A 25,650-nucleotide genomic window follows, 5' to 3' on the forward strand; every position below is an offset into this window, starting at 1 on the left:
CACGCAATTTTCCGGGATGAAACGCAAGCCGACCGGCGTTAGTGTTGCATTCTCACCCCCCAGGAGGTTTCGATGCATAAGAGAGTGCTGATCCAGGCTGCGACCGCGCTACTCGCGCTGCAGTTCCTCGCCGTTCCCGTATACGCCGCCGGCAGCGATGGCGGCGGCGGTGACGAAACCGTCACCCAATGCAAGAAGGGCGAGGTCTGGGACAAGAAGAAGAAAAAGTGCGTCGCACCTCAGGAAGGCATGCTCGACGACGACAGCATCTATGATGCTGGCCACGCGCTGGCGCTGGCCGGGCGCTATGACGAGGCGATCGCCGTGCTCAGCCTCGCCGCCAACAAGCAGGATCCACGCGTCCTCAACTATCTCGGCTATTCGCACCGCCATTCTGGCCGCGTCGCCGTCGGCCTCGGCTATTACGAGGAAGCGCTGCGCATCGATCCGAACTACACGCTGGTGCGCGAATATCTCGGCGAAGCGCATCTGCAGATCGGCGATCTGGCCGGCGCCCGGCAGCAATTGATGGAAATCGAGAAGCGGACCGGCAAGGGTTCGCGTGAATATGGCATGCTGGCCGAGCAGATCGACCATTTCATGAGAAGCTGAAAAGATCCCAGGGCTCTTCCAAGCGGCCGCGAGCGATCGCGGCCGCTTTTTTGTTGCCCCCAGTCTCATTCACCGCCTGCGGCTGATGAAAACGGGGATGATTTTAGCAAAACCGATTTTTAGGCGTGAAAAACCCGCTGACATTGCTATATTCAGGGAAATTGCGGTGAAACGGTTCCGTTAGCCCGAGGCTGCCGGACCCGTTTTCTTTTTGTACCCATCGACAAGGCTTTCCCCGAAACGCGGGGGTGGCAGCAGGAAAGGTCAGGCATCATGAACAAGGTCCCGATGACAGGCGAGGGGTTCGCGTCATTGAAGGAAGAACTGCGCTGGCGCCAGCAGGAAGAGCGGCCGCGCATCATCGAGGCGATCTCCGAGGCGCGCTCGCATGGCGACCTTTCCGAAAATGCCGAGTATCATGCCGCCAAGGAGTCGCAGAGCCTGAACGAGGGCCGCGTCAACGAGCTTGAAGATTATATCGCGCGGGCCGAAGTGATCGACGTCAGCAAGCTCAGCGGTGACAAGATCAAGTTCGGCGCCACTGTGGTGCTGGTCGACGAGGACACCGAGGAAAAGAAGACTTACCGGATCGTCGGCGACCAGGAGGCGGACGTGAAGTCCGGCCGCATTTCGATCTCCTCGCCGATCGCGCGTGCGCTCATCGGCAAGGAAGTCGGCGACGCCATCGAGGTCAATGCGCCTGGCGGTGCCAGGGGGTATGAGATCGTCCAGGTGCAGTTCATCTAGAGCAATTTGAGGTGGGCGCGGCAGCGCTAGCCTTTCAATTCAATTATTGACTAAATCAACCGGTGCTGGCGCCGACTTTAAGCGCCAGCAGCCTTTCTGCCTCCGCCACCACCTCCGCCGGCATCACACGCCCCCTGGGCGGTGCCAAAAGCGTCGACGCATATTGCCCGCGAGGACCCGTCAACCCGGGCTCGGTTGCCAGGAACACCGCGACCGTCGGCAGGCCAAAGGCACTGGCGAGGTGAGTGAGCCCGGTGTCGGCGCCGATGACCAGTTCCGAGCGGCCGATGAACGCAGCGATGTCGGCCAGCGGTGACTTTGGCACCACAACTGTCGATGGCACTGCCTTGGCAATGGCTTCGGCCACGGCCTTCTCACGCTCGTTCGACCAGGTCGTGACCGGCGTCATCCCACGTTCAGCCAGCAGGCGGGCGGTTTCAATCCAGTCTTCGGCCGGCCATTTCTTGTCTTCGCGGCTGGTGCCGTGCAGCAGGAAGGCGGTTTTTCCAGAAGGGCCCGCCAGAGTGCCGGCGGGCGGCACGATGCCGGAGTCCAGGGTCGAAAGATCGGGCTGATAGCCGAGCGCCAGCCCGAACAGCCGCCGTGTCCGTTCGATGGCGTGCAGGTCGCGCGGCACGGGATAAGTGGCATCGTAGAACAGCGTCGCAGAAGGTTCGCGCGCGCTCGAACGGTCGAAGCCGGCAATGTGGGAGCCCACCTGTCTTGCCACCAGAGCCGATTTCAGGAGGCCTTGCGCATCGATGACGAGGTCGTACCGGCAATCGCGCAAGGTCCGGCGCAGGGCGGCCGCCTCGCGCCAGGTGGCGCCGTCGAGCAGCGCCTTGCGCCAGCGCCGGATCGCCACCGTATGAATCCGGTCGATCGCCGGGTGAAGCGCGACGATACCGGCAAATGCCTCTTCGACGCACCAGTCGAAGGTCAGGTCCGGGCGGTTGCGACGGGCATCCTCGACGGCCGGAAAGGTGTGAATGACATCGCCCATCGATGACGTCTTGACGATCAGCACCTTCATGCCGCTGCCGGGATGTCCAGCAGCCGCTCCGCCGCTGCTGCGACCTGGCCGACTTCAAGCGTCTTCAGGCAGTTGAGGTGGCCGAGCGGGCAGACCTTCTGGTGGCATGGCGAGCACGACAGGCTAAGCCAGACCAGTTCCCGGTGCTCAGCCAGCGGTGGCGTGTTCTCGGGCGAGGTCGAGCCGTAGACGGCGACGATCGGCGTGCCGACGGCGGCCGCGACATGCATCAACCCGCTGTCGTTGGACACGGCCAGCCTTGCGGCGGATATCAGGTCGATGGCGTCCTCCAGCCGCGTCTGTCCGGCGAGGTCGACGACGCCGGGGGCCAGGGCCGCGATCTCCGCCGTCACGTCGCGGTCGTTCTTCGAGCCGAACAGAGCGACCTTCAAGCCTTTGCCCATGAAATTGCGGGCAAGCCCGGCATAGCTTTCGCTGGGCCAGCGCTTGGCCGGGCCGAATTCGGCGCCGGGCATCAGGGCCACGAATTTTTGCGGCGCTAGGCCGAACCGGCCGAGCAGATCGACCTGGTTTTTCGTGTCCACGCTAAGCCGTGGCGCCCGGAAACCACCGCCCTGGGCAAGGCCGAAATAGGCCTGCGCGGTGCGTCGTTTGATGCTGTCGGGCAATGGCACGATGTCGGTCAACAGGCCATAGCGCATCTCGCGCAGGTTGCCGACCCGGCGCGGAATGCGGGCAAAGAACGGGATCAGCGCCGACTTCCAGCTGCCCGGCAGGATATAGGCGATGTCGTAGCGGCCGCGCAGCAGGCGGCCGAAGCGGCGGCGATGGGTGAATTCGAGCGCGCCGGGTTTGAGCGGAAAGTCGATCTGCTGGCGGATTTCGGGCATGCGCTTGACCAGCGGCGCTGCCCAGGCCGGCGCCAGCACATCGATGGCGGCGTTGGGATGCAACTCCTTCAGCGCCGAAAACAGGCACTGCGCCATCACCATGTCGCCCACCCAGCGTGGGCCGATCACGAGGATCGTTGGGCTTTCAGCCATTCGACATAGTCTCTGACACCGGTTTCCACTGTCCGGAATTGGCCATTGTAACCGGCCGCGCGCAAACGGGACATATCAGCTTGCGTAAAGCTCTGGTAGCTGCCCTTGAGATGGTCGGGGAAGGTGATGAACTCGATCTCGCCCTTGCCCAGCGTGTCGATCACTGTTTCCGCTATGGCGCGGAAGGGCTGGGCACGGCCGGTGCCGCAATTGAAGATGCCGCTTGAGCCCTGTTTCCACAGCCACAGATTGACGTCGGCGACGTCGCCGACATGGATGAAGTCGCGGCTTTGTTCGCCGGGCCCGAACCCGTCATGGGCGCCGAACAGTTTCGGGTTCTCGCCGCGTTCGACCTGGTTGAACAGATGGAAGGCGACGGAGGCCATGGCGCCCTTGTGCGCCTCGCGCGGGCCATAGACGTTGAAGTAGCGCAAGCCCACGACCTGTGAATGGTCGGTATCGAAGGCGGTGCGCCCGGCGAACACGGTTCGCCTGACGAAGTCGTCGAACAGCTTCTTGGAATAGGCGTAGACGTTGAGCGGCCGCTCGAGCGCCGGATCCTCGCGAAACTCCGAGCCGCCGCCATAGACGGAAGCCGAGGAGGCGTAGAGGAAGGGCACGCGCAGCGCCTGGCTTGCGTGCAGCAGCCGTTTCGAGAAGGCGTAGTTCACCTCCATCATGAACTTGCCGTTCCACTCGGTGGTGGTCGAGCAGGCGCCCTGGTGGAAGATGGCCTCGATGCGGCCGAGCGAGCCTGCCTCCATGCGGTCCAAGAAATCGTCCTTGTCGAGATAGTCGGCGATCTTGAGATCGGCAAGATTGGCGATCTTGTGACCGTCGGTAAGGTCGTCGACGACGAGGATGTCGTCATGCCCTTCGGCATTCAGCGCGGCGACGATGTTGGAGCCGATCATACCGGCGCCGCCCGTGACGATGATCATGAAGGGCCTCTGGTTGCTTGCGATTCCGGCCCTTATAGGGGAGGCTAGGCGGGCTGTCGATAAAGCCAGGCATGTGCCTGTCCTGCCATTTTTATGGGCTTGTCTGTTTTGTCTGTTTTGTCTATTATGGACAAAACGGGACATCCCATGAAAAACTATCCATCGACCGATCTGAAACAGAATCTTGGAGATGTGCTTGCAGCTGCCAGCCAGCAGCCGGTCTCCATCACTCGCCACAACAAGCCGAGATACGTCCTGATGAGCATCGAGGCCTACGAAGCGCGCTTCGGCAACGACAGCCGCCGCGTCTACGCTGCGGAGGATGCCCCGACCGAACATGTCGAGATGCTTGAGGAGTACGCCGCGGAATTGGACCGTGATTAAACCCGCCGCTGCGGACGTCTGGCGATATCCATATCTTTGGCATCGCCAACACGGAGACGGCGAGACCGAAGGCCGGAAGTCACGGCCTGTAGCCTTTGTGGCTGTCCTTCCTGGGAAAGCCGGCGGTACGAACCTCTTCATCCTTGCAATCACTTCCACGCAGCCGGGCCGTGATCGCGTTGCCGTCAGCATCCCGGAAATTGAACGCCACCGTGCGGGCCTCTACCCTATGCCCCTTTGGGTCATGGTCGACGAGTACAATCATGATATCCTGGAAGCGTCAGCCTATTTCGAGCCGGGTGCGCGAATCGGCGCGTTCAGCCCGTCATTTCACAAGAAAATTATGTTCGCTTTTACTGCGGTTGTCCGCACGGGTCAGTCCAAAGCCATCCCGCGCGCGGACTGAATCGACAGAACAGAGCACGATCGTGAGGGACCAAAAATGCCATCGACCGAACTGCTCATCGCGTTTTTCGCCACCACGGCGATCTTCGCCTACATTCCAGGGCCGGCCATGCTCTATGCCGCCGCGCAGACGATGGCGCGCGGCCGCTGGTCCGGCCTGACGGCGGCACTTGGCATCCATCTGGGCGGCTACGTGCATGTTTTCGCCGCGGCTGCCGGGCTGTCGGTGCTGTTTCATGCCGTGCCGACCCTCTACCAGGCGGTCAAGCTGGTCGGCGCGCTCTATCTGATCTGGCTTGGCGTCTCGCTGTTTCGCAAGCGCGCGGACGGCGATGCGTCGCTGCCTGCCATCGAGCGCAAATCGGCACGGCGCGCCTTTTTCGAGAGCATCACCGTCGAGGTGCTCAATCCGAAGACAGCGATCTTCTTCATGGCGTTCCTGCCGCAATTCATCGACGCCTCGGCGGCGTTTCCGGTCTGGCTGCAGTTCGTCGTGCTCGGCACGATCGTTAATCTGATGTTCTCCTCGGCCGATATCGTCTGTGTGTTCCTGGCGGGCGCCGTGATCGGCCGTTTGCGGCGTTCGAGCCGCGCACAGCGGCTGATGCAACGGGCGGGAGGAGCTGTGCTGGTCGGGCTGGGCGTCCATGTCGCCCTGCAGAAGAGCTGACCGCCCGAGCCTGCCGGGATCATGCCTGCCGTTGCGCTGCGTGAATTTGCGGTATATCGGCTTTCGCCATGAGCGATCCGACCAGTCGATTGATGAGCACTTATGAGATTGAAATCGGCCTTTTCCCTGTGTTGCCAGTGACATGATCAAGCACAATCCGCCTTCTCCCGAACCGTTGCACCGCGCCATTGCGCGGTTCGGCCAGGCCACCGTGCTGGTGGTCGGCGACTTCATCCTCGATCGTTTCGTCAACGGTGTCATCGAGCGGATCTCGCCGGAGGCGCCGATCCCGGTGCTGCACGGGCGCGGCGAGACCTCGACCATGGGCGGTGCCGGCAATGTCGTGGCCAACATCGTTTCGCTTGGTGCTGCCGCTGTTCCCGTCTCGGTCATCGGCACCGATGTGGCAGGCGATAGCCTGGTGCGGATGCTCGGCGAGCTTGGCGCCGATACGGCGGGCCTCGCGCAGGAGCGTGGTCGCATGACCTCGTCCAAAAGCCGCTTCAGCGCGCTCAACCAGCAGGTGCTGCGCTTCGACGAGGAGGAAATCAAGCCGTTGGGTGCTGCGGAGCGAGCCGGCCTGATCCGGCATTTCCGCGCCGCACTGACGCGCGCCGACATCGTCATCCTGTCCGACTACGGCAAGGGCATCCTGCTCGACGGCGTCGCCGGCGACTTGATCGCCATCTGCCGCGAGGCTGGAAAGCCGGTGCTGGTCGACCCGAAGGGCCGCGATTATGCGCGCTATGCCGGGGCGACCGCCATCACCCCCAACCGCAAGGAACTCGGCGAGGCCGTCGGCCATGCGGTGTTCGCCGATGACGAGATCGTGGCTGCCGCACGCGAGCTGATTTCGGCACATGGTTTCGATTTCGTCGTTGCGACGCGCAGCGAAAAGGGCATGAGCGTGGTCGGTCCCGACGAGGCGCGCCACATCGCCACCCAGGCGCGCGAAGTGTTCGACGTTTCGGGCGCCGGCGACACGGTGATCGCGAGCTTCGCGCTGGCGCTGGCCGTGGGCGCCGATACGGTCATGGCCGCTTCGATCGCCAATGCCGCTGGTGGCGTCGTGGTGGGCAAGCGTGGCACCGCGCGGCTGACGGTCGAGGAACTCACCGGCGCGCTGTTCCGTTCACATGGGCCGACCGCCCACAAGGACGCCATCCTCGATGCCACATCGGCCGCCCGCATGGTGGCGGCGTGGAAGGAAGAGGGCCTGAGCGTCGGCTTCACCAATGGCTGCTTCGACATCCTGCATGCCGGCCATGTCAGCTTGCTGCACGCGGCGCGCAGCCAGTGCGACCGGCTGGTGCTCGGCCTTAACAGCGATGCCTCGGTGCGGCGACTGAAGGGCGCCGGGCGCCCGGTCAACGACCAGCACGACCGCGCCTGCGTGCTGGCAGCACTTGCCTCGGTCGATGCGGTCGTGGTGTTCGAGGAAGATACGCCGCTGGCGCTGATCGAAGCGCTGCTGCCCGACATACTGGTCAAGGGGGCCGATTACACGGTCGACACCGTGGTCGGCGCCGATGTGGTGCAGAAGGCCGGCGGACGCGTCGTGCTGGTCGATCTGGTCGCCGGAAAAAGCACCACCAACACCATTGGCAAATTGCGCGCCGGCGGCACCACAAACTGAGGGTTTCATGTCCGAGTTGAACGATTATCTTGTCCGCTCCGCGGCTGCCATATCAGCCATGGTCGAACGGGACCTGACCGGTGAGATGGGGCGGGCAGCGAGCGCGGTGGTGACGGCGCTTTCGTCGGGGAAAGCCTTGCTCATCGCCGGCAATGGCGGCTCGGCCAGCGACGCCATCCACATTGCCGGCGAACTGGTCGGCCGCTTTCTCAAGGAGCGCAAGGCCTACAATGTCATCGCGCTGCCGGCCAATGCAGCGGTGCTGACCGCCTGGGGCAACGACTATGGATTCGACACGGTTTTTTCGCGCCAGGTCGAGGCGCATGGCTCCGCCGGCGGGGTGCTCCTGGCGATCTCGACCAGCGGCAATTCGCCGAGCATCCTTGCCGCCGCCGAACAGGCGCGGAGGATGGACATGACGGTGATCGGCATGACCGGCGACACCGGCGGCAAGCTGAAGCCTCTGTCCGATATCCTGCTCAACGTGCCGTCGACCTCGACGCCGATCATCCAGCAGGGGCATCTGTGCCTTTACCATCATTTGTGCGAGGTGGTCGAAGCGCGCCTCAGCAATGGCTGATCCCCCGACCTCTGGCCGCTATCCGCTGGCGGAGCCTGGCCTATGGGTCGAGCAGGTCGGCTCAAGGGTGTTCGCCGCCGGCTCGCCGGCGCTGTTCCTCGATCGCGACGGCACCATCAATGTCGATACGGGCTATCCGGATGATCCTGCCGAAATGGTGCTGCGCGCGGACATAGCCGCGGTGATAGCCGCCGCCAACCGGGCCGGCATTCCGGTCATCATCGTCACCAACCAGTCGGGCATCGCGCGTGGCTATTTCGGCTGGGGCGATTTCGCTGCCGTCAACGGCCGCGTGCTCGAGCTGCTGCGCGCCGAAAATGCGTTCGTCGATATGGTCGTCGCCTGCGCCTATCACGAAGCTGGCACCGGTGTGCTTGCGGTCGCCGATCATCCGATGCGCAAGCCCAATCCGGGCATGCTGCTGGAGGCGGCCGGGCGCCTCGGGCTCGATCTGCGGCGTTCGCTGATCGTCGGCGACAAGGAGGCCGACATGGAGGCGGGACAACGCGCCGGCCTCGCGCAGGGCTGGCTGGTAGACGGGCAAGCAGCTGTCCGATCGGGCTTCACAATTCAGCCTTGGTGCGCCCGCGCGGATTTCGACGGCCTGCTCGCCGCAATAGCTGCGCTTGGCACCGCCTCGGGCGCGCCGTGACGGCTTACATCCGATCTTTGTCTCGCCAGGCTTCATAAAGCTTGGCCTCTGTCGCGAACGAATACAGCATCACCAGCATCGAATAGACGAACCCGTGCCGGCCGCACAGGAAGTAGCGTTTGGCCAGGTAGAACTTCAGGAAGTTGCCGAGAGGCGACAGCACCAGTCTTATCAGGCCGGGCTTCTTGGCTCGTTCGACAAGCGTGGCAACCTTGAGGCTGGAGTAGGTGTTGGCTCTTGCCAGATCCTCGGCAATGGTCATTTCGCGGCGATGCAGCAGCACGCCATTTTCTATCGTGCCGGTTTCGCCTGGCACCTCGAACGACTCATGGACCCGCAGATTAAGGTCCATCGTGGCCTTGTCGCGGCGGAAAAGACGCAGCAGCCTGTTGTGAAGCACCCAGCGGTGCGCATAGCCATAGCCCTTCAGCTTGTCGCGGCGTCTGATGTACCATCCGTCGAAGGCGTCATTCCCAAGCTGGGTCACATTCATGATTGACTGCCTGAGCACGTCGTCGATGGCCTCGTCGGCTTCAATCGAAAGGCACCATGGTTGCGTGGCCTGATCGAGCGCGAATTGCCGCTGACGAGGAAAGCCCGGCCAATCGTTGTGAAACAGCCTTATCGGGTAGCCTTTGGCGATGTACCCATTGACGACGTCCAGAGTGCTGTCCGTCGAGCCCGAATCGACGACGATGATCTCGGCGCAGAAATCGACGCTTTCCAGGCACTCGCCGATCATTTCGGCCTCGTTCATGCAGATGACCAGCGCCGAAACCGGGCTAGAAAATCGAGTCATCGTCCCACCCCACGGCACACTGTTCTCGGAATTGGGCTGCCCTGCGCCACCTGTTTACGCAATCCCGAAAGCGCTATGCGCTTTTCCCGGGAAAACCGTTACATACTTTTTCTGGAATTGCTCTAGGAAACCAACAAGACGGCTACGGCAGAAATTCCGGCTTCACAGGAGAGCTATCGAACGCCAAAGCGGCGCTGATATGGCGAGGCGTTCAAGCCGCATCGGCGAAAGCCCGCTGCGGTTCAACCGGCTCAAGGCTGTGCGAACGAGACCAGCCCTTCGTCCTTGACCCGGCGGATGGTGAGCGCTGTTCGCACCGTGTCGACATTCGGGGTCGAGGTCAGTTCCTCGATGACGAAGGTCTGGAAGGCGCCAAGGTCGCTCGCCACGCAATGCAGCAGGAAATCGGATTCGCCCGACACCATCCAGGCGTCGCGTACGATCGGCCAGCCGCGGGTGCGCTCGGCAAAGATGCGCAGCTCGGCATCGGCCTGATGATGCAGGCCGACCAGGCAGAAGGCAACGACATCGAGGCCGAGCGCTGGCGCATTGAGCAAGGCACGGTAGCCACGGATGATGCCGGCTTCCTCCAGGCGCTTGACGCGGCGCAGGCATGGCGGCGCCGAAATGCCGACGCGGTTCGACAGTTCGACATTGGTCATGCGGCCGTCGCCCTGCAATTCGCGCAGGATCTTCCAGTCGATGGCGTCGAGGTCGGCCTTGAGCGGCATGGGGGTTCTCGATCATCAGGGGCAATACGCAAGAATCTTGCGTGATTTTGTAATTAAACGACTTCGCTGTCCATTCCTCCTTCGCCCGGAATATTTCACGGGATCAGCGGGCGACAGGTGTGACAAAGCTTTCCGGGGACGAACTCCAACTTGCCTTGCTGGCGTCGTGGGCAACACTTACATTACGCGCGACAATGATCGAGTTTTCCATGCCGCAATTGCCGGCAGCCCTCCGCAGAGGCTTTAGATGACCACCAAGCACGCGCCCGTTCTCATCATCGGTTCCGGTCCGGCCGGCTATACGGCAGCGGTCTATGCCGCCCGCGCCATGCTGAAGCCGATGCTGGTCGCCGGCCTGCAGCAGGGCGGGCAATTGATGATCACCACCGATGTCGAGAACTATCCCGGCTTCGCCGACCCGATCCAGGGTCCGTGGCTGATGGAGCAGATGCTAAAACAGGCCGAGCATGTCGGCACCGACATCATCAACGACATCATCACCGAGGTCGACCTCAACGTGCGACCGTTCCGTGCCAAGGGCGATTCCGGCACCACCTATACCGCCGACGCGCTGATCATCGCCACCGGCGCGCAAGCGAAATGGCTGGGCATCCCGACCGAGCAGGACTTCATGGGTTTTGGAGTCTCGGCCTGCGCCACCTGCGACGGTTTCTTCTACAGGGGCAAGGATGTCGCGGTGATCGGTGGCGGCAATTCCGCGGTGGAAGAGGCGCTCTATCTGTCCAATCTCGCCAAGGGCGTGACGGTCATCCACAGGCGAAGCGATTTTCGCGCCGAACGTATCCTGCGCGAGCGGCTTCTGAAGAAGGACAATGTCCGCGTCATCTGGGACACGATCGTCGACGAGATCACCGGCCGGCCCGGCAAGACGCCGCTGCCGCCCTCGGTCGAGGGGCTGAAGCTCAAGCATGCGGTGACCGGCGAGGTGTCGCACCTCAAGGTCGACGGCGTGTTCGTGGCCATCGGCCATGCGCCGGCGGTTGAACTGTTCGCCGGCAAGCTCAAGCAGAAGCCGAACGGCTATTTGTGGACGGCGCCGGATTCGACCCGCACCGATGTGCCGGGCGTGTTCGCGGCCGGCGATGTGACCGACGATATCTACCGCCAGGCGGTGACGGCGGCGGGGCTTGGCTGCATGGCCGCACTCGAGGCGGAGAAGTATCTGGCCGGCATCGAAGTGCATCGCGAAGCGGCCGAGTAGAGAGTTCAGAGAGCGGCTTAGAAACGCCGTGTAAAAGCCTGATTTTTCATTCAGACGCCAAAACAGAACGAGGGGAATCATGGCGTTGGACTGGGACAAGCTACGCGTGTTTCACGCTGCGGCGGAGGCGGGGTCGTTTACCCATGCGGCCGAGACATTGCATCTGTCGCAATCGGCGATCTCGCGGCAGGTCAGCGCGCTCGAGCATGATGTCGGCGTGCCGCTGTTCAACCGCCACGCCCGCGGGCTGGTGCTGACCGAGCAGGGTGAGATGCTGTTTCGCACGGCGCATGACGTGCTGATGAAGCTGGAGACCATCAAGTCCCGGCTGACCGAGACCAAGGATCGCCCGTCGGGCGTGCTGCGGGTGACGACGACGGTGGGGCTGGGCGCCGGCTGGCTGACCGAGCGGGTACAGGAATTCATCGAACTTTATCCCGAAATCAGCCTGCAGCTGATCCTCGCCAACGAGGAACTCGATCTCACCATGCGCCAGGCAGATTGCGCCATCCGGCTGCGCCAGCCGCAGCAGCCGGACCTGATCCAGCGCCGCCTGTTCACCGTGCATTTCCACCTCTACGCGGCCCCATCCTATGTCGCCAAGCATGGCAAGCCGTCTTCCGTCGCCGAGCTGAAGGCCCATCGCATCGTCACCTTCGGCGTGCCGGTGCCGTCGCATCTGTCGGAGCTGAACTGGCTGGAAACGGTCGGTGATTTCGAAGGCGGACAAAGGGTGCCGACGCTGCAGATCAACGACATATTGTCGATCAAGCGTGCGGTGCAGGGCGGTGCCGGCATCGCCATGCTGCCCGACTATGTGATCAGCAAGGACTCCGATCTGGTGCAGCTGCTGCCGGAGACCGAGGTGCCGTCTTTCGACACCTATTTCGCCTATCCCGACGCGATGAAGAACCAGGCCAAGCTGCACGTGTTCCGGGACTTCATCATCGCCAAGGCCCGAAGCTGGTCCTTCTGAGGGCATGCCGATATTCAAGTGAGGCCGGCCCGCGAATGGCCGCTTCCTGCGCTTCCCCGTCTACCGCATCGCGGTAGAACTGTGCTCACGTACTTAAGTACCCTCCGCTCCGGTTCTCGGCAGCCACCATTCTCGACTCGGCCTGACCTGAATCTCAACGCGCCCTGCGATGGTGGCTCAACCACGCCAGGGCGACAGTCGAGGCAGCCAGCCCGGGACGTTGCGGCGGTAGGTGTCGTATTCGGCGCCGTAGCGGTGAGCCAAGGTCGGCTCCTCGTAGAACCGCACGAAAGAGCCCATGACGATCGCGCCGATGACTGCATAGGCGACAAGCGCCCAGCTCGAGAACAGCAGCGCCTGGCCGAGGATGATCGACAGCACGGCGACATACATCGGGTTGCGGACATGGCGGTAGATGCCACCGATCACCAGCCTCTCGGTCGGGGCGACCGGTGCGGGTGTGCCCAGGCCCTCAAGCGCAAAACGGCCGAAGGCATGCAGGAGTGCCGCGACCGCGGCGACGATCAGAAGCCCGCCGACAGGGACAAAGCCCGGCAGACCAGACCACGGCAAGCCCCAGCGATCGGTCAACAGCCAAGGCACCAGCCCGGCAACCACGCAGGGCGCCGCGATGAAGAAGGCCGCACTGCCCGCGATCGCCGAAAACGTCCGCATTGGCTGCTTCCTCCCCGATTGCCTTACAAATGCACGCCTACTGCCCGCTTCCACATCATTGCCCAGTTTTGGCATTTCGAGCCGAAAGCCAGCCGAGATTAGCGATTCTGTAGTTGCAATTGCCCGATTCAGCGCTCCATTTCGACGATTTTGCTGGTCCTATTGGCTTCTGGAATGGGTTAGACCACAGCCTGCGTCTTTTTGCATGTGTGTGTTGCAAAATAGATGCTTGTTTCTTGGGCATGATGAGCACATATATAGATCATCTCCTGGGCGCGTTCTCCTCCCATTAGCGCCCTCGAGTGTTCCCCTCTGGAGGTTAGCCTTAACAGGCACTCCAATCAAACTCAGCCGGATCTTCATTGATCCGGCTTTTTTGTTGCCTGTGCCCTGCTGGGCCGGCCAAAAATTCCATCACAATTGCCACGTAACGGTGACATGTAACCTCTGGTAACATATCCCGGACGCCCGCGACCTGCTATGTAGATCATAGGACGCGGTGTGGTTCGGACGGGAGATGGGGGCATCACTCGTACGGCCCGGGCTCAGGCGGCTACCGCGTCCGAACCGTTTTTCCGCCGAACTCGGCGGTACCAAATGCGGCGGACCTGACGTTTTACCTCCCAAGGAAACGGTCCGCGAACAAAACGACGTCCGGCCCCGCCGGACGTCGTTTTCTCTTGTTCCCCCAAATCAGGTTCGAGAGGAACGCCACGCCATCAGGCAGCCTTGCCGTTGGTGTTCATCGCCTCGTCGGCCAGACGGCCGGTGAGTTCGGCCATGTGGTCGAAGACGGCACGGTAGCTGGCAACGCCCGCGGTCGCGGAGCGCAACTCGATGATCAGGTCGCCGATCTCGGCTTGCGGCATGGTTGCCTCGACGACATCCCATCCCGGCCAGTCGGGCCGCGCGTCGTAGCCGAGGATCTGGCCGCGCCGCTGCGGGATGAGCGCGATGATCTTCGAGGTGGCGTCGGACGGCGTGACGATCTCGACCTTCATCACCGGTTCCAGCAGCACCGGCGAGCAGGCGGCCATGCCTTCTTTCATCGCCAGCCTGGCCGCCATCTGGAAGGCCATGTCGGAGGAATCGACCGCGTGATACGAGCCGTCCGACAGGTTGACGGCGACATCGACCACGGGAAAGCCGAGCGGCCCGGACTTCAGATAGTCGCGCACGCCGGTTTCGACCGACTGGATGTAGGTCTTCGGCACGACGCCGCCGGTGATGGTATCGGTGAACTGGAAGCCGGAGCCGCGCGGCAGCGGCTTGATCTCGATCACCACATCGCCGAACTGGCCATGGCCGCCGGACTGTTTCTTGTGACGGCCGCGCTGCTGCGCCGGTTTGCGGATCGTCTCGCGATAGGGCACCGCCGGCGCATGGCCTTCGACCGGTATCTGGTTCTTGCCCTCCAGCCGTTCGCGCACGACGCGCAAATGCATCTCGCCATGGCCCGACAGCACGGTCTCGGCCGAGTCCTGATTGTGGCGCAGGCTAAGCGAAGGGTCTTCCTCGGCCAACCGCTGGATGGCGGCCGACATCTTCACTTCGTCCTTGCGCTCCTTGGGGCGCAACGCGAAGGCGAAGACCGGCTGCGGCGGCACGAACTCAAGCAGCGGCTTGATGCCGCCCCTGGCCGAACTCAGCGTCTGGCCGGTCTTGACCTCGTCCAGCTTGCCCAGCGCCACCGTGTCGCCGGCCTTGGCGATGGTGAGCTTAACCTGGTCCTTGCCGAGCATTCGGTAAATGCCGGAGACCTTGGCCGTGTCGCCGCCGGGCAGCCAAAGTTCGGAGCCGTCGACGACCTGGCCGGAGAGGATACGTGATACCGACAGTTTGCCGCCATGCGGCGTGTGGATGGTCTTGATTACCTGGACCAAGGTGGCCGCGCCGTCGGGTGCGCCGAGCCGCTTGCGGGTCGCCTCGATGTCGGGCGCGTCGTGGCGGATCGCCTTCAAGAGGCGCAGCACGCCGTTGCCTTTCTCGGCGGTGCCGATCAGCACCGGCGTCACCGCGCCGTCGCGCAGATCGGCGGCAAGGTCGTCGAAGACGGCGTCCTTGGGCGGCTCGATCTCTTCGAGCAGCTGTTCCATCAACTGGTCGTCATGGTCGGCCAGCGTCTCCAGCATGGAGAAGCGTGCCTCCAATTCGCGTGCCTTGTCGTCGCCGGGAATCTGCGCCACCTCGCTTTCGGCATATTCGCGATAGATGTAGGCGCGCTCCAGCGCCAGGTCGATCGAACCAATGACGACGCCGTCCTTGCGCAGCGGAATCTGGCGCAGCAGCAACGGCACGGCACTGGCCGGCTGCAGCATCTTCAGCGTGTCGCGCACACCGATGATTGCCTTGTCGACCTTGTTGAGGAACAGAATGCGCGGCACGCCGAGATCGTCGAGCTTGCGCATGATCAGTTGCAGGGCAGGGATCTTCTTTTCGTCGGCCTCGGCTACGACCACCGCGAGGTCGCAGGCGGCCAGCACCGGCTCGGCCTCGAAGGAGAATTCGATGGAACCGGGACAGTCGACGAAGGTGATCTGCTCGCCCATGAACTCGGTCGTGGCGACCGTCGCCTCGACGCTCATGGCGTGGGCACGCGCCTCGGGCGAATGATCTGAAACGGTGTTACCTGATGAAACGGGATTTTGTCGGGGAATTGAGCCCGTACGGGCCAATATGGCTTCGAGAAGTGTCGTCTTACCGCTTGCGAAGGGACCGACTATGGCAATGCATTTCGGTCCCGTGCGTCGTCCTCCGGCGCGAGTACCCATGACTGACCTCCACTCAGGCGTTTCCCGTAGGACCGACTGGCATGTATGGTTCAGGCTTGGTCAATCGGTCCTGAGCGGCGGCCGGCCTGTTCGACCGTCGCGGGCGGGTTCTTTTCAAGTGCCACCTGCCCAAAGCCATCGTCCCACTTGTTTGCCGGCAGGGCAAGAAAAATAGAAACCCTTTGCTCGGCCGTGGACCGTGCGGATCATATGCTGGGCTGGCAGCCGGAAGCTGTTGCACGTCGACCGATATCGGCCGAAACTGAAAACAGGCGATCCGTCGCCCGCTGTTTGAAGGACCATCGACCCATGAAGATCATTGCCTGCGGCAGCGTGCCGACCGTCATCGCACCGGAAAAATACTTTACCGGCCGGGTGCTGCAGACGCCGATCATCGAGAAAGAGGCGCCGGCGCGGCTGCGGGCCACGCTGGTCAGCTTCGAACCGGGCGCGCGCACCCACTGGCATACGCATCCGCTTGGCCAGACGCTTTACGTGACGGTGGGCGCCGGGCTTGCCCAGACGTGGGGCGGCCCGGTCCAGGAGATCAGGGCCGGCGACGTCATCTCGTTCGCGCCTGGCGAAAAACACTGGCATGGCGCGGCGCCGAAATCGGCGATGACGCATATCGCGATGCAGGAGGCGCTCGACGATGTCCATGTCGATTGGCTGGAGGGGGTGACATCGGAACAATATGGCGGCTGAATGCTCAGTCCGCAGGAAGCCGGCTTCTCTTCCAGCCGTACATTTTTAGAAGAGGGCGACTCGCGGCGAGTCCCGTATCGTGGCGCAGGCCATGCTCAATCGCCGGATCGACAGCGCCATGCCGCCCGTTCAACTGACCGTCGGTCAGTGATGATTGCGAAACTCACGTCCGGACGTAGCCATGTCAAAGCACCGTTTGCCCCTGGTCGCCGCTGTCTATCTTGGTTCGTTCGTGGCTCTGCTCGACGTCAGCATCGTCAATGTCGCGCTGCCGACCATCCAGCAGGCGCTGCGGACCGATTTCGGCGGCCTGCAATGGGTGGTCGACGCCTACACGCTGTGCCTGTCCGCCTTCATGCTGTCGTCGGGCCTGATCGGCGACCGCTACGGCCGCAAGCGCTCGTGGCTGGCCGGCGTCGGCATCTTCGTGGCCGGCTCGCTGATCTGCGCCGTCGCGCCCAATCTGCCGGTGCTGCTGGCCGGCCGGGTCGTACAGGGCATCGCCGGCTCGCTGCTCATTCCGGGCGCGCTGTCGATCCTGACGCAGGCCTTTCCCGATGCGCGCCAGCGCGCCGGCGTCATTGGCGGCTGGGCGTCGTTCGCCGCCATCTCCCTGCTCGTTGGTCCCGTCCTCGGTGGCATCCTGGTCGAGACCGTCGGCTGGCAAAGCATCTTCCTGATCAACCTGCCGCTTGGCTTGATCACGATCGCGCTCGGTGCTGCTTCGATCAACGAGACGGCGCATCCCGAACATGCCCATCTCGATCTCGTCGGCCTGGCTCTCAGCATCCTGTGGCTGGGGGCGCTGACCTTTGGCCTGATCTCGGCCGGCGAGAATGGCTGGGGCGAGCCAAGGACGGTCGCGGCGCTCATCGCCGGCGTCGTCGGCCTGGCTGCTTTCCTCGGCTTCGAGGCGCGCACGGCACGGCCGATGCTGCCGCTTGGCCTGTTCCGTGACGTTCGCTTCGCCGTCGCCAATGTCGCTTCGTTCGCGCTCGGCTTCACCTCCTATTCCAGCGTCTTCTTCTTCTCGATGTTCCTGCAGCAGGTGCAGGGCTGGTCGCCGACGCAGACCGGCCTGCGCATGGCGCCGGCCTTCATCGTTCAGATCGTGGTGTCGCCATGGATCGGCAGGCTGAGCGCGCGCTATGGTCACTCCGCGCTGATGACCATCGGCTATGTTGCTATCGGCCTGTCCATGCTCGGCATGTGCTGGGCCGGTCCTTCGACGCCCTATGCGATGCTGTGCCTTCTGTTCGCCATTGGCGGCCTCGGCAATGCGCTTGCAATCCCGACCGGCAGCGCTGCCGCCATGTCCTATGCGCCGCGCGAACGCTCGGGCATGGTGTCGGCGGTCATCAATGCCACCCGCCAGAGCGGTCTTGCCATCGGCATCGCCTTGCTCGGCGCCTTGATGAGCATGCGGGCGACCAACCTTTTGACCGGGTATCTCGGCGACGCCGGTGTCGCCGACGCGGAAGCGGTGGCTCGTGCTGCAATTTCGCGGCATGATTTCGCAACCGATGCGGCGATGGGCGAAAGCGGCGTGCATGAACTCTATGCTGCCGCCTATGCCGGCGGCTTCCACGCCGCGATGCTGACGGCAGCGATCGGCGCGTTCCTCACCGCCGCACTGCTGGTTGCCGTGTTGGCGCCGGCCGAGGCGCGCTCTGCCAAAGAGACCAAGCACGAGGCGTGAGGCTGACGACCCATTAAAAACGGCGGTGATGAACTGACCCCCGAAAGTTGGATACAACCTTCGGGGTTTTTCGCGTTCATAGTGCGTCGGTCAGGTCAGCGAAGCCGTAAAACGCTGGATGCGTGTGCAGGCTTCTTCCAGAAGCCTCTCCGAGGTCGCGTAGGAGATGCGGAAGTTGGGCCCAAGGCCGAAGGCCGAGCCGAACACCACCGCGACGCCCTCGGCTTCGAGCAGTTCCGAGCAGAAGGTCTCGTCGGTGTCGATCAGCCTGCCAGCTTTGGTCTTCTTGCCGATCAGCTGGGCGCAGGAGGGATAGACATAGAAGGCGCCTTCCGGCGACGGACAGGTGATGCCGCGTGCCTGGTTGAGCATCGACACGACAAGGTCGCGCCTGCCTTGAAAGATCGCCTTGTTTTTGGCGATGAAATCCTGCGGGCCATTCAGCGCCTCGACGGATGCCCATTGCGCAATGGTGCAGGCGCCCGATGTCTGCTGACCCTGGATCATGTCCATCGCCTTGATCAGTTGAACCGGACCCGCCGCATAACCGATGCGCCAGCCGGTCATTGCATAGGCTTTCGACACGCCGTTCATGGTCAGCGTGCGCTCGTAGAGCTTAGGCTCGACCTCGGCGATGGTTTTGAAGACGAAATCGCCATAGGTCAGGTGCTCGTACATGTCGTCGGTCAGCGTCCAGACATGCGGATGCCTCAACAGCACGTCGGCCAGTGCGCGCAGTTCGGCCTCGGTATAGGCAGCGCCGGACGGGTTCGACGGCGAGTTCATCAGCAGCCATTTGGTCTTCGGCGTGATCGCCTTTTCCAGCACGGAAGCGGTCAGCTTGAAGCCATCGTCGATCGAGGTGTCGGCAAACACGGAGGTGCCGCCGCAGATCGCCACCATCTCGGGGTAGCTGACCCAGTAGGGGCGAGGAATGATGACCTCGTCGCCGGGGTTCAGCGTCGCCATGAAGGCGTTGAACAGGATCTGCTTGCCGCCGGTGCCGACTATGGTCTGCTCGGGCTTGTAGTCGAGATTGTTCTCGCGCTTGAACTTTTTTGCGATCGCCTCGCGCAGCGGCACGATGCCCGAAACCGGCGGATACTTGGTTTCGCCACGGTGGATTGCCTCAATCGCCGCATTCTTGATGTTGTCTGGCGTGTCGAAATCCGGTTCGCCGGCGCCAAGCCCGATAATGTCACGGCCGGCATTTTTCAGCTCGCGCGCTTTCTGCGTCACCGCGATGGTGGCGGAAGGCTTCACGCGGGAAAGGGTGTCGGCAAGAAAGGCCATGAGCTTGACGTCTCCATGGAAGATCGGCGCGGCCAGGAGCGACCGCGGCGCTTCTCATGTCGCATGATTTCGCGCAACGCAAGCATTGTCGGCTGATCCAGGTCTCAAGGAGCCGTGATCGGGACCCGGTCGGCAACAATAAATTCATTAACGAGCGGTAGAGGCTTGAGTGGCAGGATCGCAGACCAATTGCGGAGCGAGGAACCGTGTCGCGCAGCGTCGGGCTTGCCCACATCATCCGTCAGGACGACGGCACCTCCACCGGTGTCTGGGGCATCTACACGCTGCAAAGCGCCTTCCAGCCGATCTTCGCCTTCAAGGAAGGCAAGCTGTCGGTGGTCGCGTTCGAAGGGCTGATCCGACCGTTCCGCGACGGCGAGCCACAATCGCCGATGAATTTCTTCTCGACCTGTCCGGCCGCCGACCGGCTGCATATCGAGGCGCTGACCAGGACGCTGCATCTTCTCAACGCCGGTGCCTGCCTGCCGCGGGAAGCGTCGATCTTCGTCAATTTCGACCCGTCGGTGTTCACCGAACGCACTGTTGCCGACGCTGCCTTGCGCGACATGCGGCTCGTGCTGCACGAGGCCGGCATCGACCCGCGTCGCGTCGTCTGCGAGGTGACCGAGCAGCGGTCGGCGTCGCAGGAAGCCTTGCACGGCTTCGTCGCGGCACTGAGGGCCAACGGTTTTCGCATCGCCGTCGACGATTATGGCGCCGACGATTCCGACATCAATCGGGTCAAGGAGTTGAAGCCGGATATCGTCAAGTTCGATGCCTACTGGATCACGCAGCTGATGGAGTCCGGTGCCGGCTTTGCGTTGCTGACCGCCATGGTGAAGAACTTCGAGGAGCAAGGCATCCATACGGTGTTCGAAGGCATCGAGGAGGGCTGGCAACTGGAGCTCGCCGAGAAATCGGGTGCGTCGATGGTGCAGGGTTTCGTGCTGGCGCGGCCCGAATTGGCGCCGACCAGCTTTGGCGTCTTCGACAAGGCCAGGCAGGCGCCTGTCGCTGCTGCCGTCGACACGGTTCCTGCCGTGGCAACGCCTTCGGCGCGGCCGGTCAAGGCCTTCGGGCGCCGTGTGGCGACATGAGAGATGATCGGCGGCGCAATGTCGGCGATGCGATCCAGGTCGACGAAGTCGGCATCGAATACGGCATATATGGCGAGTTCCGGCTGCGCAGCGCCTACCAGCCGATTTTCGCGCCGCGCGGCCGGTTCCTTCACGCGGTCGCGGCCGAAGCCCTGATCGAGCCGCACCGTGCCGGCCGCCCCGGCGCGCCGAAGGTATTCTTTGAAAGCGTTGCCGTCTCGGACCGGCTGTTTGTGGAAACCATGTGCCGGGCGCTGCATCTCAGGAATTTCCGCAACATCGGCGTCGACGGCCTCGACCTGTTCTTCAACTACAACCCGTTGATCAACGACCATGCCGGGCGGGCACTGGCCGAAATTCGCCTGATGACCAGGCATCTCGGCGAGTTCGGCCTGGCGTCGGCCATGCTGGTCTGCGAAATCACCGAACAGGCGGCCGACGATGCGCTTCTCACGCGGCTGGTGCGCGAAATGCGGCGCGACGGCATGCGCATCGCCATCGACGATTTCGGCACCGGGCACTCGACCGAGGAGCGGGTGAGCCTGCTCAAGCCCGACATCGTCAAGATCGACGGCACCTGGTTCGCGGAGTTCTGCCGCCACGCTGCCGCCGAACGGTTCTTCCGCCCGCTGGTTTCCAGCCTGCATGACCGCGGCGCCAAGGTGCTGGTCGAAGGCATCGAGCAGCCCACCCATCTGCGCGTCGCGCTCGAAGGCGGCGTCGACCTGCTGCAGGGTTTTCTCCTCGCCCGTCCCGCGCTTGCCGGCACGGTATTCGAGGAAAAGCCGCTGGTCATCGATGCGCTGCTGGGCCGGGACAGCAAGGTCGTGCCCCTCTTTGGCTAGGGCATGCCGACAATTGGTGCCGTGAGCGTCCTTGGACGCTTTGCATCAGCGGCGCTGATCGTCGTACCAAAACAAATCATTGGTTGAGGCCGCCGCCGCTGCGATAATCGCGCGGAGACAGTGCTCCGGAGAACAGCCATGATACTCTACGGCATGATCGACAGCGGCAATTGCTACAAGCCGCGCCTGCTGATGGCCAAGCTTGGCCTTGCCTTTACCAATGTCGGAGTGAGTTCGCACACAGGCGACACACGCAAAGCCGATTTTGTCGCCAAGAACCCGAACGCCATGGTGCCGCTGCTCGAGTTCGACGATGGCCGGCGGCTGGCCGAATCCAACGCCATCCTGCTCTATCTCGCCGAAGGCACACGCTTCCTGCCGGCGGACAGGTATGAGCGTGGGCTCGCCTATCAATGGCTGTTCTTCGAACAATACAGCCACGAGCCCTACATTGCCGTGCGCAAGGCGCTGCTGACCTTCCCCGAACGTGCCGGGGATGCGACCCCGGAGCGGCTGGCGGTGACGCTGGAGCGCGGCAACAAGGCGCTCGGCGTGATGAACAGGCATCTGGAAAACAATGCTTTCTTTTCCGGCAGCACGCTCAGCGTCGCCGACATCGCGCTGTATGCCTATACGCATACGGCGGAGCAGGGTGGTTTCCAGCTCGACGCCTATCCGGCGGTGGCGGCCTGGCTTGGCCGGGTAGAGGCCGATCCGGGGCATGTGCCGATCGATTGGGTGGAGTAAGTAACGCCGGTGGTCGTATCGCCTGCGGCGCCGATCTCCAGACAGCAAAAAGGCGGGATAAATCCCGCCTTCCATGCTTGGTAGCCTGATCGGGAGCGTCGGGTCCGGGCTGGCAGCTATCTGCTGATCCAGCTTGTCGGGTCTTTCCGCTCCAGCGCGCTTCTCGCGCGACTGTCAGTACATCCGTGACTTGCCGCGCGCCCCGAGCTCTCGCCCGGCGCGCGCACTTCGCAAAATCAGGCTGCCTTGCTCAGAGATCCCGCGGACGACTTGCCAGTGCGGCGGTCCTGCTCGATCTCGAAGTTGATCTTCTGGCCTTCGACCAGGGTCGACAGTCCAGCACGCTCGACAGCGGAGATATGGACGAAAACGTCCGCGCCGCCCGCGTCAGGCTGAATGAAGCCGAAGCCCTTGGTGGCGTTGAACCACTTGACCGTTCCTGTTGCCATTTTAGATAGTCCTTCAACATTTGCTTTAGATTGACCGGACCGAAGTCCAGCCGGTGTGCATCGAGATTTTGGAGATAGACGTCAGCAAACGCGAAGATCGCGAGGCCCGGATCGATCGGCCGAAATATCAATGGAAGGCATATAGGCTGGTTTCGCATAAAATACAAGACTGCGTGAGAAAGCCGTGATCGAGCGCTGCCCAACGGCTGCCCCAATCTGCTGAAAACGTTGCGGCAGATCACGCTGTTCTCGAGCGGCGGATCAGGGGAGACGACCATGAAAATCATTCTGCTTGCCGCCTGCCTCACGCTTGTCGCCGCTCAGGCGCAGGCGATCTCGCGCTACGACCCGACGCGTATGAGCTGCGGCAAGGTTCAGGGGACGATCGCCCGGCAAGGGGCCGTCATCCTGCGCTATCAGTCGAAGCGGGTGCCTGGGCTGCCGCTCTACGACCGCTATGTACAGAGCCAGCGATTCTGCAGCATGGGCGAGGTGAGGACACGGGCCTACGTGCCGAGCGCCGACACAAAGTCCTGCCCGGTCTACAACTGTAAGCGGCCGGACAATGACCGGCATTTCCGCCGGCGGTTCTTCCACAACAACTAGCGCTTATCGACCGGCAGCCATTGCTCTCAATCCCGGATGTGTTCTGTGAGCATGGACACAAATTGCGTCACCTTTTGCGGGCGAAAGCGCGCTGCCGGATAGACCACGTGAATGCCGCCGGAGGGCAGCACCCAGTCGGGGAGCACGTGGACGAGGCGGCCTTGCGATAGGTGGTCGACGACCAGATAGTCCGGCAGAACTGCCAGTCCGCCCCCGGCGAGCGTCGCTTCCAGCACAGCCGGCGTCGAGTTGATGGAGAATGCCTCGCGCAGGGTGATGGTGCGCGGCTCGAAACCGCCTCGGGTGAAGTTCCAGGTGAACGGCTTGCGAAGCACGGCATTGGCAACGAGCGGTAAGGAAGAAAGGTCTTCTGGCTTGTCTACTCTGATCCCGGCGGCGAAATCCCGCGACGCGACCAGGATTTGCCGGAAGGTGCCGATGCGGCGCGCCTGCTGGCTGGAGTCCTCCAGCCAGCCGACCCGGATGGACAGGTCTATCTTGTTGTCGATCAAGTCAATTATGGCATCGGAAATGAGCAGTTCGACGCCGCAGGCAGGAAATTTCTGGCGAAAGCGGGCGGCGATCGGGGCCAGCACGATCGCGCCATAATCATTGGACGCGGAAACACGCAGCACACCGGCCACCTCGGCGTTGGCCTCGCCAACCTCGGCGATCGCTTCTTCGACATCCCGCAGGATCAGAACGCAGCGTGCATGCAGAAGACGGCCTGCTTCCGTCGGCTCGACCCTTCGCGTCGTGCGAACGAGAAGCGTGGTCCGCAGCTCAGCCTCGAGGCGAGCGACTTGTTGGCTGACGACTGTTTTCGTGATGCCAAGCCGCTCGGCCGCGCGGGTGAAGGAACCGGCGTCGACCACGGTGGCAAAATAGGCGAGGCGATTGAGGTTTATCGATTCCACCACGAAGGCTCATTGTAAGCTTTCAACATACAGTTTGTATTATTATAGCCAATTTATTGATTAATCCAGAGGGCCTACCGTGCCGTTCCACCGTCCGCCCTGCGGCCGGCGGGTGCGCAGCCGCATCCGATCCCTTTCATTCAACGGAGATATTCCATGCTCACGAGGAGACAGATCATGAAGACCTCATTGGCCCTCGGCGCAACCGCCGTTTTCGCTCCCATCGACAGCGGCCGAGCCGCCGGTGCCAAGCTTGGCTGGAAAAACTTCCCGGCGGGTCCAAACGGCTTCTTCCGTGCGCCGGTGCTGCTGTCGGGGCCGAGCGAAGCCCTGTTGATCGATGGCGGCTTCACCTATCCGGACGGCAAAGCGCTCGCCGATGCCATCAAGGCCACCGGCAAGAAGCTGACCACCATCTACGTCACTCAGTCCGATCCCGATTACTACTTCGGCCTGAAGCCGGTGCGGGACGCCTTCCCGGAGGCAAAAGTGATCGCCGCCTCCGCCACGCTGGAAGCCATTAAGGGCAATGTGGAGAAGAAGCTCGCCGTCTGGGGTCCGCAATTGAAAGAAAATGGCCCGCAGGCGCTGTCCGACATCGTCTTCCCCGAGGCATTCGACGGCGCAACGTTGACCGTCGATGGCGAGACTGTCGAGATCGTCAATGCGGAAGAAGGATTGGCCAACCGCCGCTATCTGTTCGTGCCGTCGCTCAATGCCGTTTTCGGCGGAGTGATGATCTTCTCGGGCGTTCATGTCTGGACCGCCGACACGCAGACCAGGGAGAGCCGCGCCGCCTGGATCAAGACGCTGGACGCGATTGCCGCCCGCAAGCCCGCTGTCGTGGTGCCTGGCCACATGGCCCCCGATGCCGCGATTGGTCCTTCGGCGGTGGAGTTCACCAAGTCCTATCTCATCACCTTCGAGGAAGAACTGGGCAAGGCGGCAGACAGCGCCGCGTTGAAGGCGGCCATGGAGGCCCGCTTCCCCGGCCTCGGTATGGGCGTCGCCCTCGATGTCGGATCCAAGGTCGCCAAGGGCGAGATGAAGTGGGGCTGAGATGGCGACGAACCTCGATTTGATCCGTAGAACCTACGAGGGAACTTCCGAGGAGAACGGCCGCAATCTGCTGGCCGTTCTTTCCGCCGACATCGAATGGACCGAGGCGGAAGGGTTTCCCTATGCCGGCACCTATATCGGCGTCGAGGCCCTGATGCAGGGTGTTTTCAAGCGGCTCGGCTCGGAGTGGACCGGATACCACGCCGCCGTGCACAGTTTCATTGCCGATGGCGACCGGGTGGCGGCCTTCGGCGTGTATTCCGGTACATACAAGGCGACGGGAAAATCCATGACGGCCCCCTTCGCTCATCTCTACGAACTGCGGGACGGCAAGATCATCCGCATGCGGCAGTATGTCGATACGGTCCTCGTCGCGCGCGCACTGACCTGACACC

General features: G+C 62.8%; 28 protein-coding genes. 18 read left to right on the plus strand and 10 right to left on the minus strand.

All coding sequences use genetic code 11. The features are described from left to right. The first annotated feature begins 72 nt into the window (after nucleotides 1-72). A complete protein-coding gene (locus tag NKJ11_RS07260; protein WP_352792982.1) occupies nucleotides 73-612 on the plus strand; it encodes a tetratricopeptide repeat protein in 540 nt (179 codons plus the stop codon). A gap of 273 nt (nucleotides 613-885) precedes the next feature. Next, nucleotides 886-1,359, plus strand: coding sequence for a transcription elongation factor GreA (gene greA / locus NKJ11_RS07265; RefSeq protein WP_027039333.1), 474 nt, complete (start codon nucleotides 886-888; stop codon nucleotides 1,357-1,359). Between the two features lie 55 nt (nucleotides 1,360-1,414). On the opposite strand, the gene waaC is transcribed toward greA, so the two are convergent. Genes waaC through rfaD form a run of 3 tightly spaced genes read right to left on the minus strand, consistent with a single transcriptional unit; the run spans nucleotide 1,415 to nucleotide 4,337 of the window. Further along, nucleotides 1,415-2,392, minus strand: coding sequence for a lipopolysaccharide heptosyltransferase I (gene waaC / locus NKJ11_RS07270; RefSeq protein WP_352440408.1), 978 nt, complete (start codon nucleotides 2,390-2,392; stop codon nucleotides 1,415-1,417). Beyond that, on the minus strand, nucleotides 2,389-3,396 hold the full coding sequence (gene waaF / locus NKJ11_RS07275; RefSeq protein ID WP_352440409.1) for a lipopolysaccharide heptosyltransferase II: 1,008 nt from the start codon (nucleotides 3,394-3,396) through the stop codon (nucleotides 2,389-2,391). The genes waaC and waaF overlap by 4 nt, the downstream gene beginning before the upstream one ends. After that, entirely contained in the window at nucleotides 3,369-4,337 is a 969-nt protein-coding gene (gene rfaD / locus NKJ11_RS07280; RefSeq protein WP_352440410.1) for an ADP-glyceromanno-heptose 6-epimerase, read from the minus strand. The genes waaF and rfaD overlap by 28 nt, the downstream gene beginning before the upstream one ends. A gap of 147 nt (nucleotides 4,338-4,484) precedes the next feature. Between rfaD and NKJ11_RS07285 the strand changes: the two genes are divergently transcribed. The 6 genes from NKJ11_RS07285 to NKJ11_RS07310 all read left to right on the plus strand — a co-directional run bounded on the left by NKJ11_RS07285 (nucleotide 4,485) and on the right by NKJ11_RS07310 (nucleotide 8,664). Beyond that, nucleotides 4,485-4,721: a type II toxin-antitoxin system Phd/YefM family antitoxin gene (locus NKJ11_RS07285; protein ID WP_023809741.1), complete on the plus strand. Its 237-nt coding sequence runs from the start codon at nucleotides 4,485-4,487 to the stop codon at nucleotides 4,719-4,721. Beyond that, nucleotides 4,714-5,127 (plus strand): hypothetical protein, encoded by a 414-nt coding sequence (locus NKJ11_RS07290; protein ID WP_352440411.1) that lies wholly within the window; start codon nucleotides 4,714-4,716, stop codon nucleotides 5,125-5,127. Before NKJ11_RS07285 ends, NKJ11_RS07290 begins: the two co-directional genes overlap by 8 nt. A 36-nt stretch (nucleotides 5,128-5,163) precedes the next feature. Continuing rightward, on the plus strand, nucleotides 5,164-5,796 hold the full coding sequence (locus tag NKJ11_RS07295; RefSeq protein ID WP_352440412.1) for a LysE family translocator: 633 nt from the start codon (nucleotides 5,164-5,166) through the stop codon (nucleotides 5,794-5,796). 142 nt (nucleotides 5,797-5,938) lie between these two features. Then, the gene (gene rfaE1, locus NKJ11_RS07300; protein ID WP_023809739.1) at nucleotides 5,939-7,432 is read left to right on the plus strand and encodes a D-glycero-beta-D-manno-heptose-7-phosphate kinase; all 1,494 of its coding nucleotides are present in this window, start codon (nucleotides 5,939-5,941) and stop codon (nucleotides 7,430-7,432) included. A 7-nt stretch (nucleotides 7,433-7,439) separates the two neighbouring features. Beyond that, nucleotides 7,440-8,012 (plus strand): D-sedoheptulose-7-phosphate isomerase, encoded by a 573-nt coding sequence (locus NKJ11_RS07305; protein ID WP_128303808.1) that lies wholly within the window; start codon nucleotides 7,440-7,442, stop codon nucleotides 8,010-8,012. Then, the gene (locus NKJ11_RS07310; RefSeq protein WP_352610424.1) at nucleotides 8,005-8,664 is read left to right on the plus strand and encodes an HAD family hydrolase; all 660 of its coding nucleotides are present in this window, start codon (nucleotides 8,005-8,007) and stop codon (nucleotides 8,662-8,664) included. Before NKJ11_RS07305 ends, NKJ11_RS07310 begins: the two co-directional genes overlap by 8 nt. A 4-nt stretch (nucleotides 8,665-8,668) precedes the next feature. Here NKJ11_RS07310 and NKJ11_RS07315 read toward each other — a convergent pair whose 3' ends face one another. Next, on the minus strand, nucleotides 8,669-9,463 hold the full coding sequence (locus tag NKJ11_RS07315; RefSeq protein ID WP_128303810.1) for a glycosyltransferase family 2 protein: 795 nt from the start codon (nucleotides 9,461-9,463) through the stop codon (nucleotides 8,669-8,671). Between the two features lie 251 nt (nucleotides 9,464-9,714). Beyond that, nucleotides 9,715-10,194 (minus strand): Lrp/AsnC family transcriptional regulator, encoded by a 480-nt coding sequence (locus NKJ11_RS07320; RefSeq protein ID WP_023809735.1) that lies wholly within the window; start codon nucleotides 10,192-10,194, stop codon nucleotides 9,715-9,717. Nucleotides 10,195-10,441: 247 nt separating this feature from the next. Between NKJ11_RS07320 and trxB the strand changes: the two genes are divergently transcribed. Next, the gene (trxB, locus tag NKJ11_RS07325) at nucleotides 10,442-11,416 is read left to right on the plus strand and encodes a thioredoxin-disulfide reductase (RefSeq protein WP_352792983.1); all 975 of its coding nucleotides are present in this window, start codon (nucleotides 10,442-10,444) and stop codon (nucleotides 11,414-11,416) included. Between the two features lie 79 nt (nucleotides 11,417-11,495). Further along, nucleotides 11,496-12,392: a LysR family transcriptional regulator gene (locus NKJ11_RS07330; RefSeq protein WP_023809733.1), complete on the plus strand. Its 897-nt coding sequence runs from the start codon at nucleotides 11,496-11,498 to the stop codon at nucleotides 12,390-12,392. 177 nt (nucleotides 12,393-12,569) lie between these two features. On the opposite strand, the gene NKJ11_RS07335 is transcribed toward NKJ11_RS07330, so the two are convergent. Together NKJ11_RS07335 and NKJ11_RS07340 are read right to left on the minus strand one after the other, a co-directional pair. Next, nucleotides 12,570-13,067 carry a methyltransferase family protein gene (locus tag NKJ11_RS07335; RefSeq protein ID WP_023809732.1) on the minus strand — a complete coding sequence of 166 codons (498 nt, stop codon included), beginning with the start codon at nucleotides 13,065-13,067 and terminating at the stop codon, nucleotides 12,570-12,572. Nucleotides 13,068-13,786: 719 nt separating this feature from the next. Further along, nucleotides 13,787-15,838 (minus strand): elongation factor G, encoded by a 2,052-nt coding sequence (locus NKJ11_RS07340; RefSeq protein WP_023809731.1) that lies wholly within the window; start codon nucleotides 15,836-15,838, stop codon nucleotides 13,787-13,789. A gap of 309 nt (nucleotides 15,839-16,147) precedes the next feature. On the opposite strand from NKJ11_RS07340, the gene NKJ11_RS07345 reads away from it, so the two are divergent. Both NKJ11_RS07345 and NKJ11_RS07350 read left to right on the plus strand, forming a co-directional pair. Next, nucleotides 16,148-16,543, plus strand: coding sequence for a (R)-mandelonitrile lyase (locus NKJ11_RS07345; RefSeq protein ID WP_128303813.1), 396 nt, complete (start codon nucleotides 16,148-16,150; stop codon nucleotides 16,541-16,543). A gap of 181 nt (nucleotides 16,544-16,724) precedes the next feature. Further along, nucleotides 16,725-18,242, plus strand: a complete 1,518-nt coding sequence (locus tag NKJ11_RS07350) for an MFS transporter (RefSeq protein ID WP_128303814.1) — start codon at nucleotides 16,725-16,727, stop codon at nucleotides 18,240-18,242. 90 nt (nucleotides 18,243-18,332) lie between these two features. On the opposite strand, the gene NKJ11_RS07355 is transcribed toward NKJ11_RS07350, so the two are convergent. Then, on the minus strand, nucleotides 18,333-19,535 hold the full coding sequence (locus NKJ11_RS07355) for a pyridoxal phosphate-dependent aminotransferase (RefSeq protein ID WP_128303815.1): 1,203 nt from the start codon (nucleotides 19,533-19,535) through the stop codon (nucleotides 18,333-18,335). A 206-nt stretch (nucleotides 19,536-19,741) separates the two neighbouring features. On the opposite strand from NKJ11_RS07355, the gene NKJ11_RS07360 reads away from it, so the two are divergent. The 3 genes from NKJ11_RS07360 to NKJ11_RS07370 all read left to right on the plus strand — a co-directional run bounded on the left by NKJ11_RS07360 (nucleotide 19,742) and on the right by NKJ11_RS07370 (nucleotide 22,224). Then, nucleotides 19,742-20,632 carry an EAL domain-containing protein gene (locus tag NKJ11_RS07360; protein WP_352440418.1) on the plus strand — a complete coding sequence of 297 codons (891 nt, stop codon included), beginning with the start codon at nucleotides 19,742-19,744 and terminating at the stop codon, nucleotides 20,630-20,632. Continuing rightward, nucleotides 20,629-21,477 (plus strand): EAL domain-containing protein, encoded by an 849-nt coding sequence (locus NKJ11_RS07365; protein ID WP_128303817.1) that lies wholly within the window; start codon nucleotides 20,629-20,631, stop codon nucleotides 21,475-21,477. Before NKJ11_RS07360 ends, NKJ11_RS07365 begins: the two co-directional genes overlap by 4 nt. Nucleotides 21,478-21,615: 138 nt before the next feature. Next, nucleotides 21,616-22,224 carry a glutathione S-transferase family protein gene (locus tag NKJ11_RS07370; protein ID WP_128303818.1) on the plus strand — a complete coding sequence of 203 codons (609 nt, stop codon included), beginning with the start codon at nucleotides 21,616-21,618 and terminating at the stop codon, nucleotides 22,222-22,224. A gap of 236 nt (nucleotides 22,225-22,460) precedes the next feature. On the opposite strand, the gene NKJ11_RS07375 is transcribed toward NKJ11_RS07370, so the two are convergent. After that, nucleotides 22,461-22,673, minus strand: a complete 213-nt coding sequence (locus NKJ11_RS07375) for a cold-shock protein (protein WP_010910991.1) — start codon at nucleotides 22,671-22,673, stop codon at nucleotides 22,461-22,463. Nucleotides 22,674-22,949: 276 nt separating this feature from the next. Between NKJ11_RS07375 and NKJ11_RS07380 the strand changes: the two genes are divergently transcribed. After that, nucleotides 22,950-23,279 carry a hypothetical protein gene (locus NKJ11_RS07380; RefSeq protein ID WP_023809723.1) on the plus strand — a complete coding sequence of 110 codons (330 nt, stop codon included), beginning with the start codon at nucleotides 22,950-22,952 and terminating at the stop codon, nucleotides 23,277-23,279. Between the two features lie 26 nt (nucleotides 23,280-23,305). Here the strand turns inward: NKJ11_RS07380 and NKJ11_RS07385 are convergent, their stop codons facing one another. Beyond that, entirely contained in the window at nucleotides 23,306-24,196 is an 891-nt protein-coding gene (locus NKJ11_RS07385) for a LysR family transcriptional regulator (protein ID WP_164892914.1), read from the minus strand. A gap of 156 nt (nucleotides 24,197-24,352) precedes the next feature. Here NKJ11_RS07385 and NKJ11_RS07390 point away from each other — a divergent pair, with 156 nt between their 5' ends. Both NKJ11_RS07390 and NKJ11_RS07395 read left to right on the plus strand, forming a co-directional pair. Continuing rightward, the gene (locus NKJ11_RS07390; protein WP_352792984.1) at nucleotides 24,353-25,255 is read left to right on the plus strand and encodes an MBL fold metallo-hydrolase; all 903 of its coding nucleotides are present in this window, start codon (nucleotides 24,353-24,355) and stop codon (nucleotides 25,253-25,255) included. A gap of 1 nt (nucleotide 25,256) precedes the next feature. Beyond that, nucleotides 25,257-25,646, plus strand: coding sequence for a nuclear transport factor 2 family protein (locus NKJ11_RS07395; RefSeq protein ID WP_128303820.1), 390 nt, complete (start codon nucleotides 25,257-25,259; stop codon nucleotides 25,644-25,646). The last annotated feature ends 4 nt before the right edge of the window (nucleotides 25,647-25,650 follow it).

Source organism: Mesorhizobium sp. M0243 (assembly GCF_040321775.1).
In the GTDB taxonomy this organism is placed as follows: Bacteria; Pseudomonadota; Alphaproteobacteria; order Rhizobiales; family Rhizobiaceae; genus Mesorhizobium.

Bases quoted from the DNA above. Each gene is read 5' to 3' on its own strand.
- NKJ11_RS07370 (WP_128303818.1), top strand. From the start codon at position 21,616: ATGATACTCTACGGCATGATCGACAGCGGCAATTGCTACAAGCCGCGC.
- NKJ11_RS07295 (WP_352440412.1), top strand. From the start codon at position 5,164: ATGCCATCGACCGAACTGCTCATCGCGTTTTTCGCCACCACGGCGATC.
- NKJ11_RS07390 (WP_352792984.1), top strand. From the start codon at position 24,353: ATGCTCACGAGGAGACAGATCATGAAGACCTCATTGGCCCTCGGCGCA.
- trxB (WP_352792983.1), top strand. From the start codon at position 10,442: ATGACCACCAAGCACGCGCCCGTTCTCATCATCGGTTCCGGTCCGGCC.
- NKJ11_RS07330 (WP_023809733.1), top strand. From the start codon at position 11,496: ATGGCGTTGGACTGGGACAAGCTACGCGTGTTTCACGCTGCGGCGGAG.
- NKJ11_RS07380 (WP_023809723.1), top strand. From the start codon at position 22,950: ATGAAAATCATTCTGCTTGCCGCCTGCCTCACGCTTGTCGCCGCTCAG.
- NKJ11_RS07365 (WP_128303817.1), top strand. From the start codon at position 20,629: ATGAGAGATGATCGGCGGCGCAATGTCGGCGATGCGATCCAGGTCGAC.
- rfaD (WP_352440410.1), bottom strand. From the start codon at position 4,337: ATGATCATCGTCACGGGCGGCGCCGGTATGATCGGCTCCAACATCGTC.
- NKJ11_RS07305 (WP_128303808.1), top strand. From the start codon at position 7,440: ATGTCCGAGTTGAACGATTATCTTGTCCGCTCCGCGGCTGCCATATCA.
- NKJ11_RS07310 (WP_352610424.1), top strand. From the start codon at position 8,005: ATGGCTGATCCCCCGACCTCTGGCCGCTATCCGCTGGCGGAGCCTGGC.
- NKJ11_RS07285 (WP_023809741.1), top strand. From the start codon at position 4,485: ATGAAAAACTATCCATCGACCGATCTGAAACAGAATCTTGGAGATGTG.
- NKJ11_RS07340 (WP_023809731.1), bottom strand. From the start codon at position 15,838: ATGGGTACTCGCGCCGGAGGACGACGCACGGGACCGAAATGCATTGCC.
- NKJ11_RS07345 (WP_128303813.1), top strand. From the start codon at position 16,148: ATGAAGATCATTGCCTGCGGCAGCGTGCCGACCGTCATCGCACCGGAA.
- rfaE1 (WP_023809739.1), top strand. From the start codon at position 5,939: ATGATCAAGCACAATCCGCCTTCTCCCGAACCGTTGCACCGCGCCATT.
- NKJ11_RS07260 (WP_352792982.1), top strand. From the start codon at position 73: ATGCATAAGAGAGTGCTGATCCAGGCTGCGACCGCGCTACTCGCGCTG.
- waaC (WP_352440408.1), bottom strand. From the start codon at position 2,392: ATGAAGGTGCTGATCGTCAAGACGTCATCGATGGGCGATGTCATTCAC.
- NKJ11_RS07375 (WP_010910991.1), bottom strand. From the start codon at position 22,673: ATGGCAACAGGAACGGTCAAGTGGTTCAACGCCACCAAGGGCTTCGGC.
- NKJ11_RS07355 (WP_128303815.1), bottom strand. From the start codon at position 19,535: ATGGCCTTTCTTGCCGACACCCTTTCCCGCGTGAAGCCTTCCGCCACC.
- NKJ11_RS07350 (WP_128303814.1), top strand. From the start codon at position 16,725: ATGTCAAAGCACCGTTTGCCCCTGGTCGCCGCTGTCTATCTTGGTTCG.
- NKJ11_RS07395 (WP_128303820.1), top strand. From the start codon at position 25,257: ATGGCGACGAACCTCGATTTGATCCGTAGAACCTACGAGGGAACTTCC.
- waaF (WP_352440409.1), bottom strand. From the start codon at position 3,396: ATGGCTGAAAGCCCAACGATCCTCGTGATCGGCCCACGCTGGGTGGGC.
- NKJ11_RS07315 (WP_128303810.1), bottom strand. From the start codon at position 9,463: ATGACTCGATTTTCTAGCCCGGTTTCGGCGCTGGTCATCTGCATGAAC.
- greA (WP_027039333.1), top strand. From the start codon at position 886: ATGAACAAGGTCCCGATGACAGGCGAGGGGTTCGCGTCATTGAAGGAA.
- NKJ11_RS07335 (WP_023809732.1), bottom strand. From the start codon at position 13,067: ATGCGGACGTTTTCGGCGATCGCGGGCAGTGCGGCCTTCTTCATCGCG.
- NKJ11_RS07320 (WP_023809735.1), bottom strand. From the start codon at position 10,194: ATGCCGCTCAAGGCCGACCTCGACGCCATCGACTGGAAGATCCTGCGC.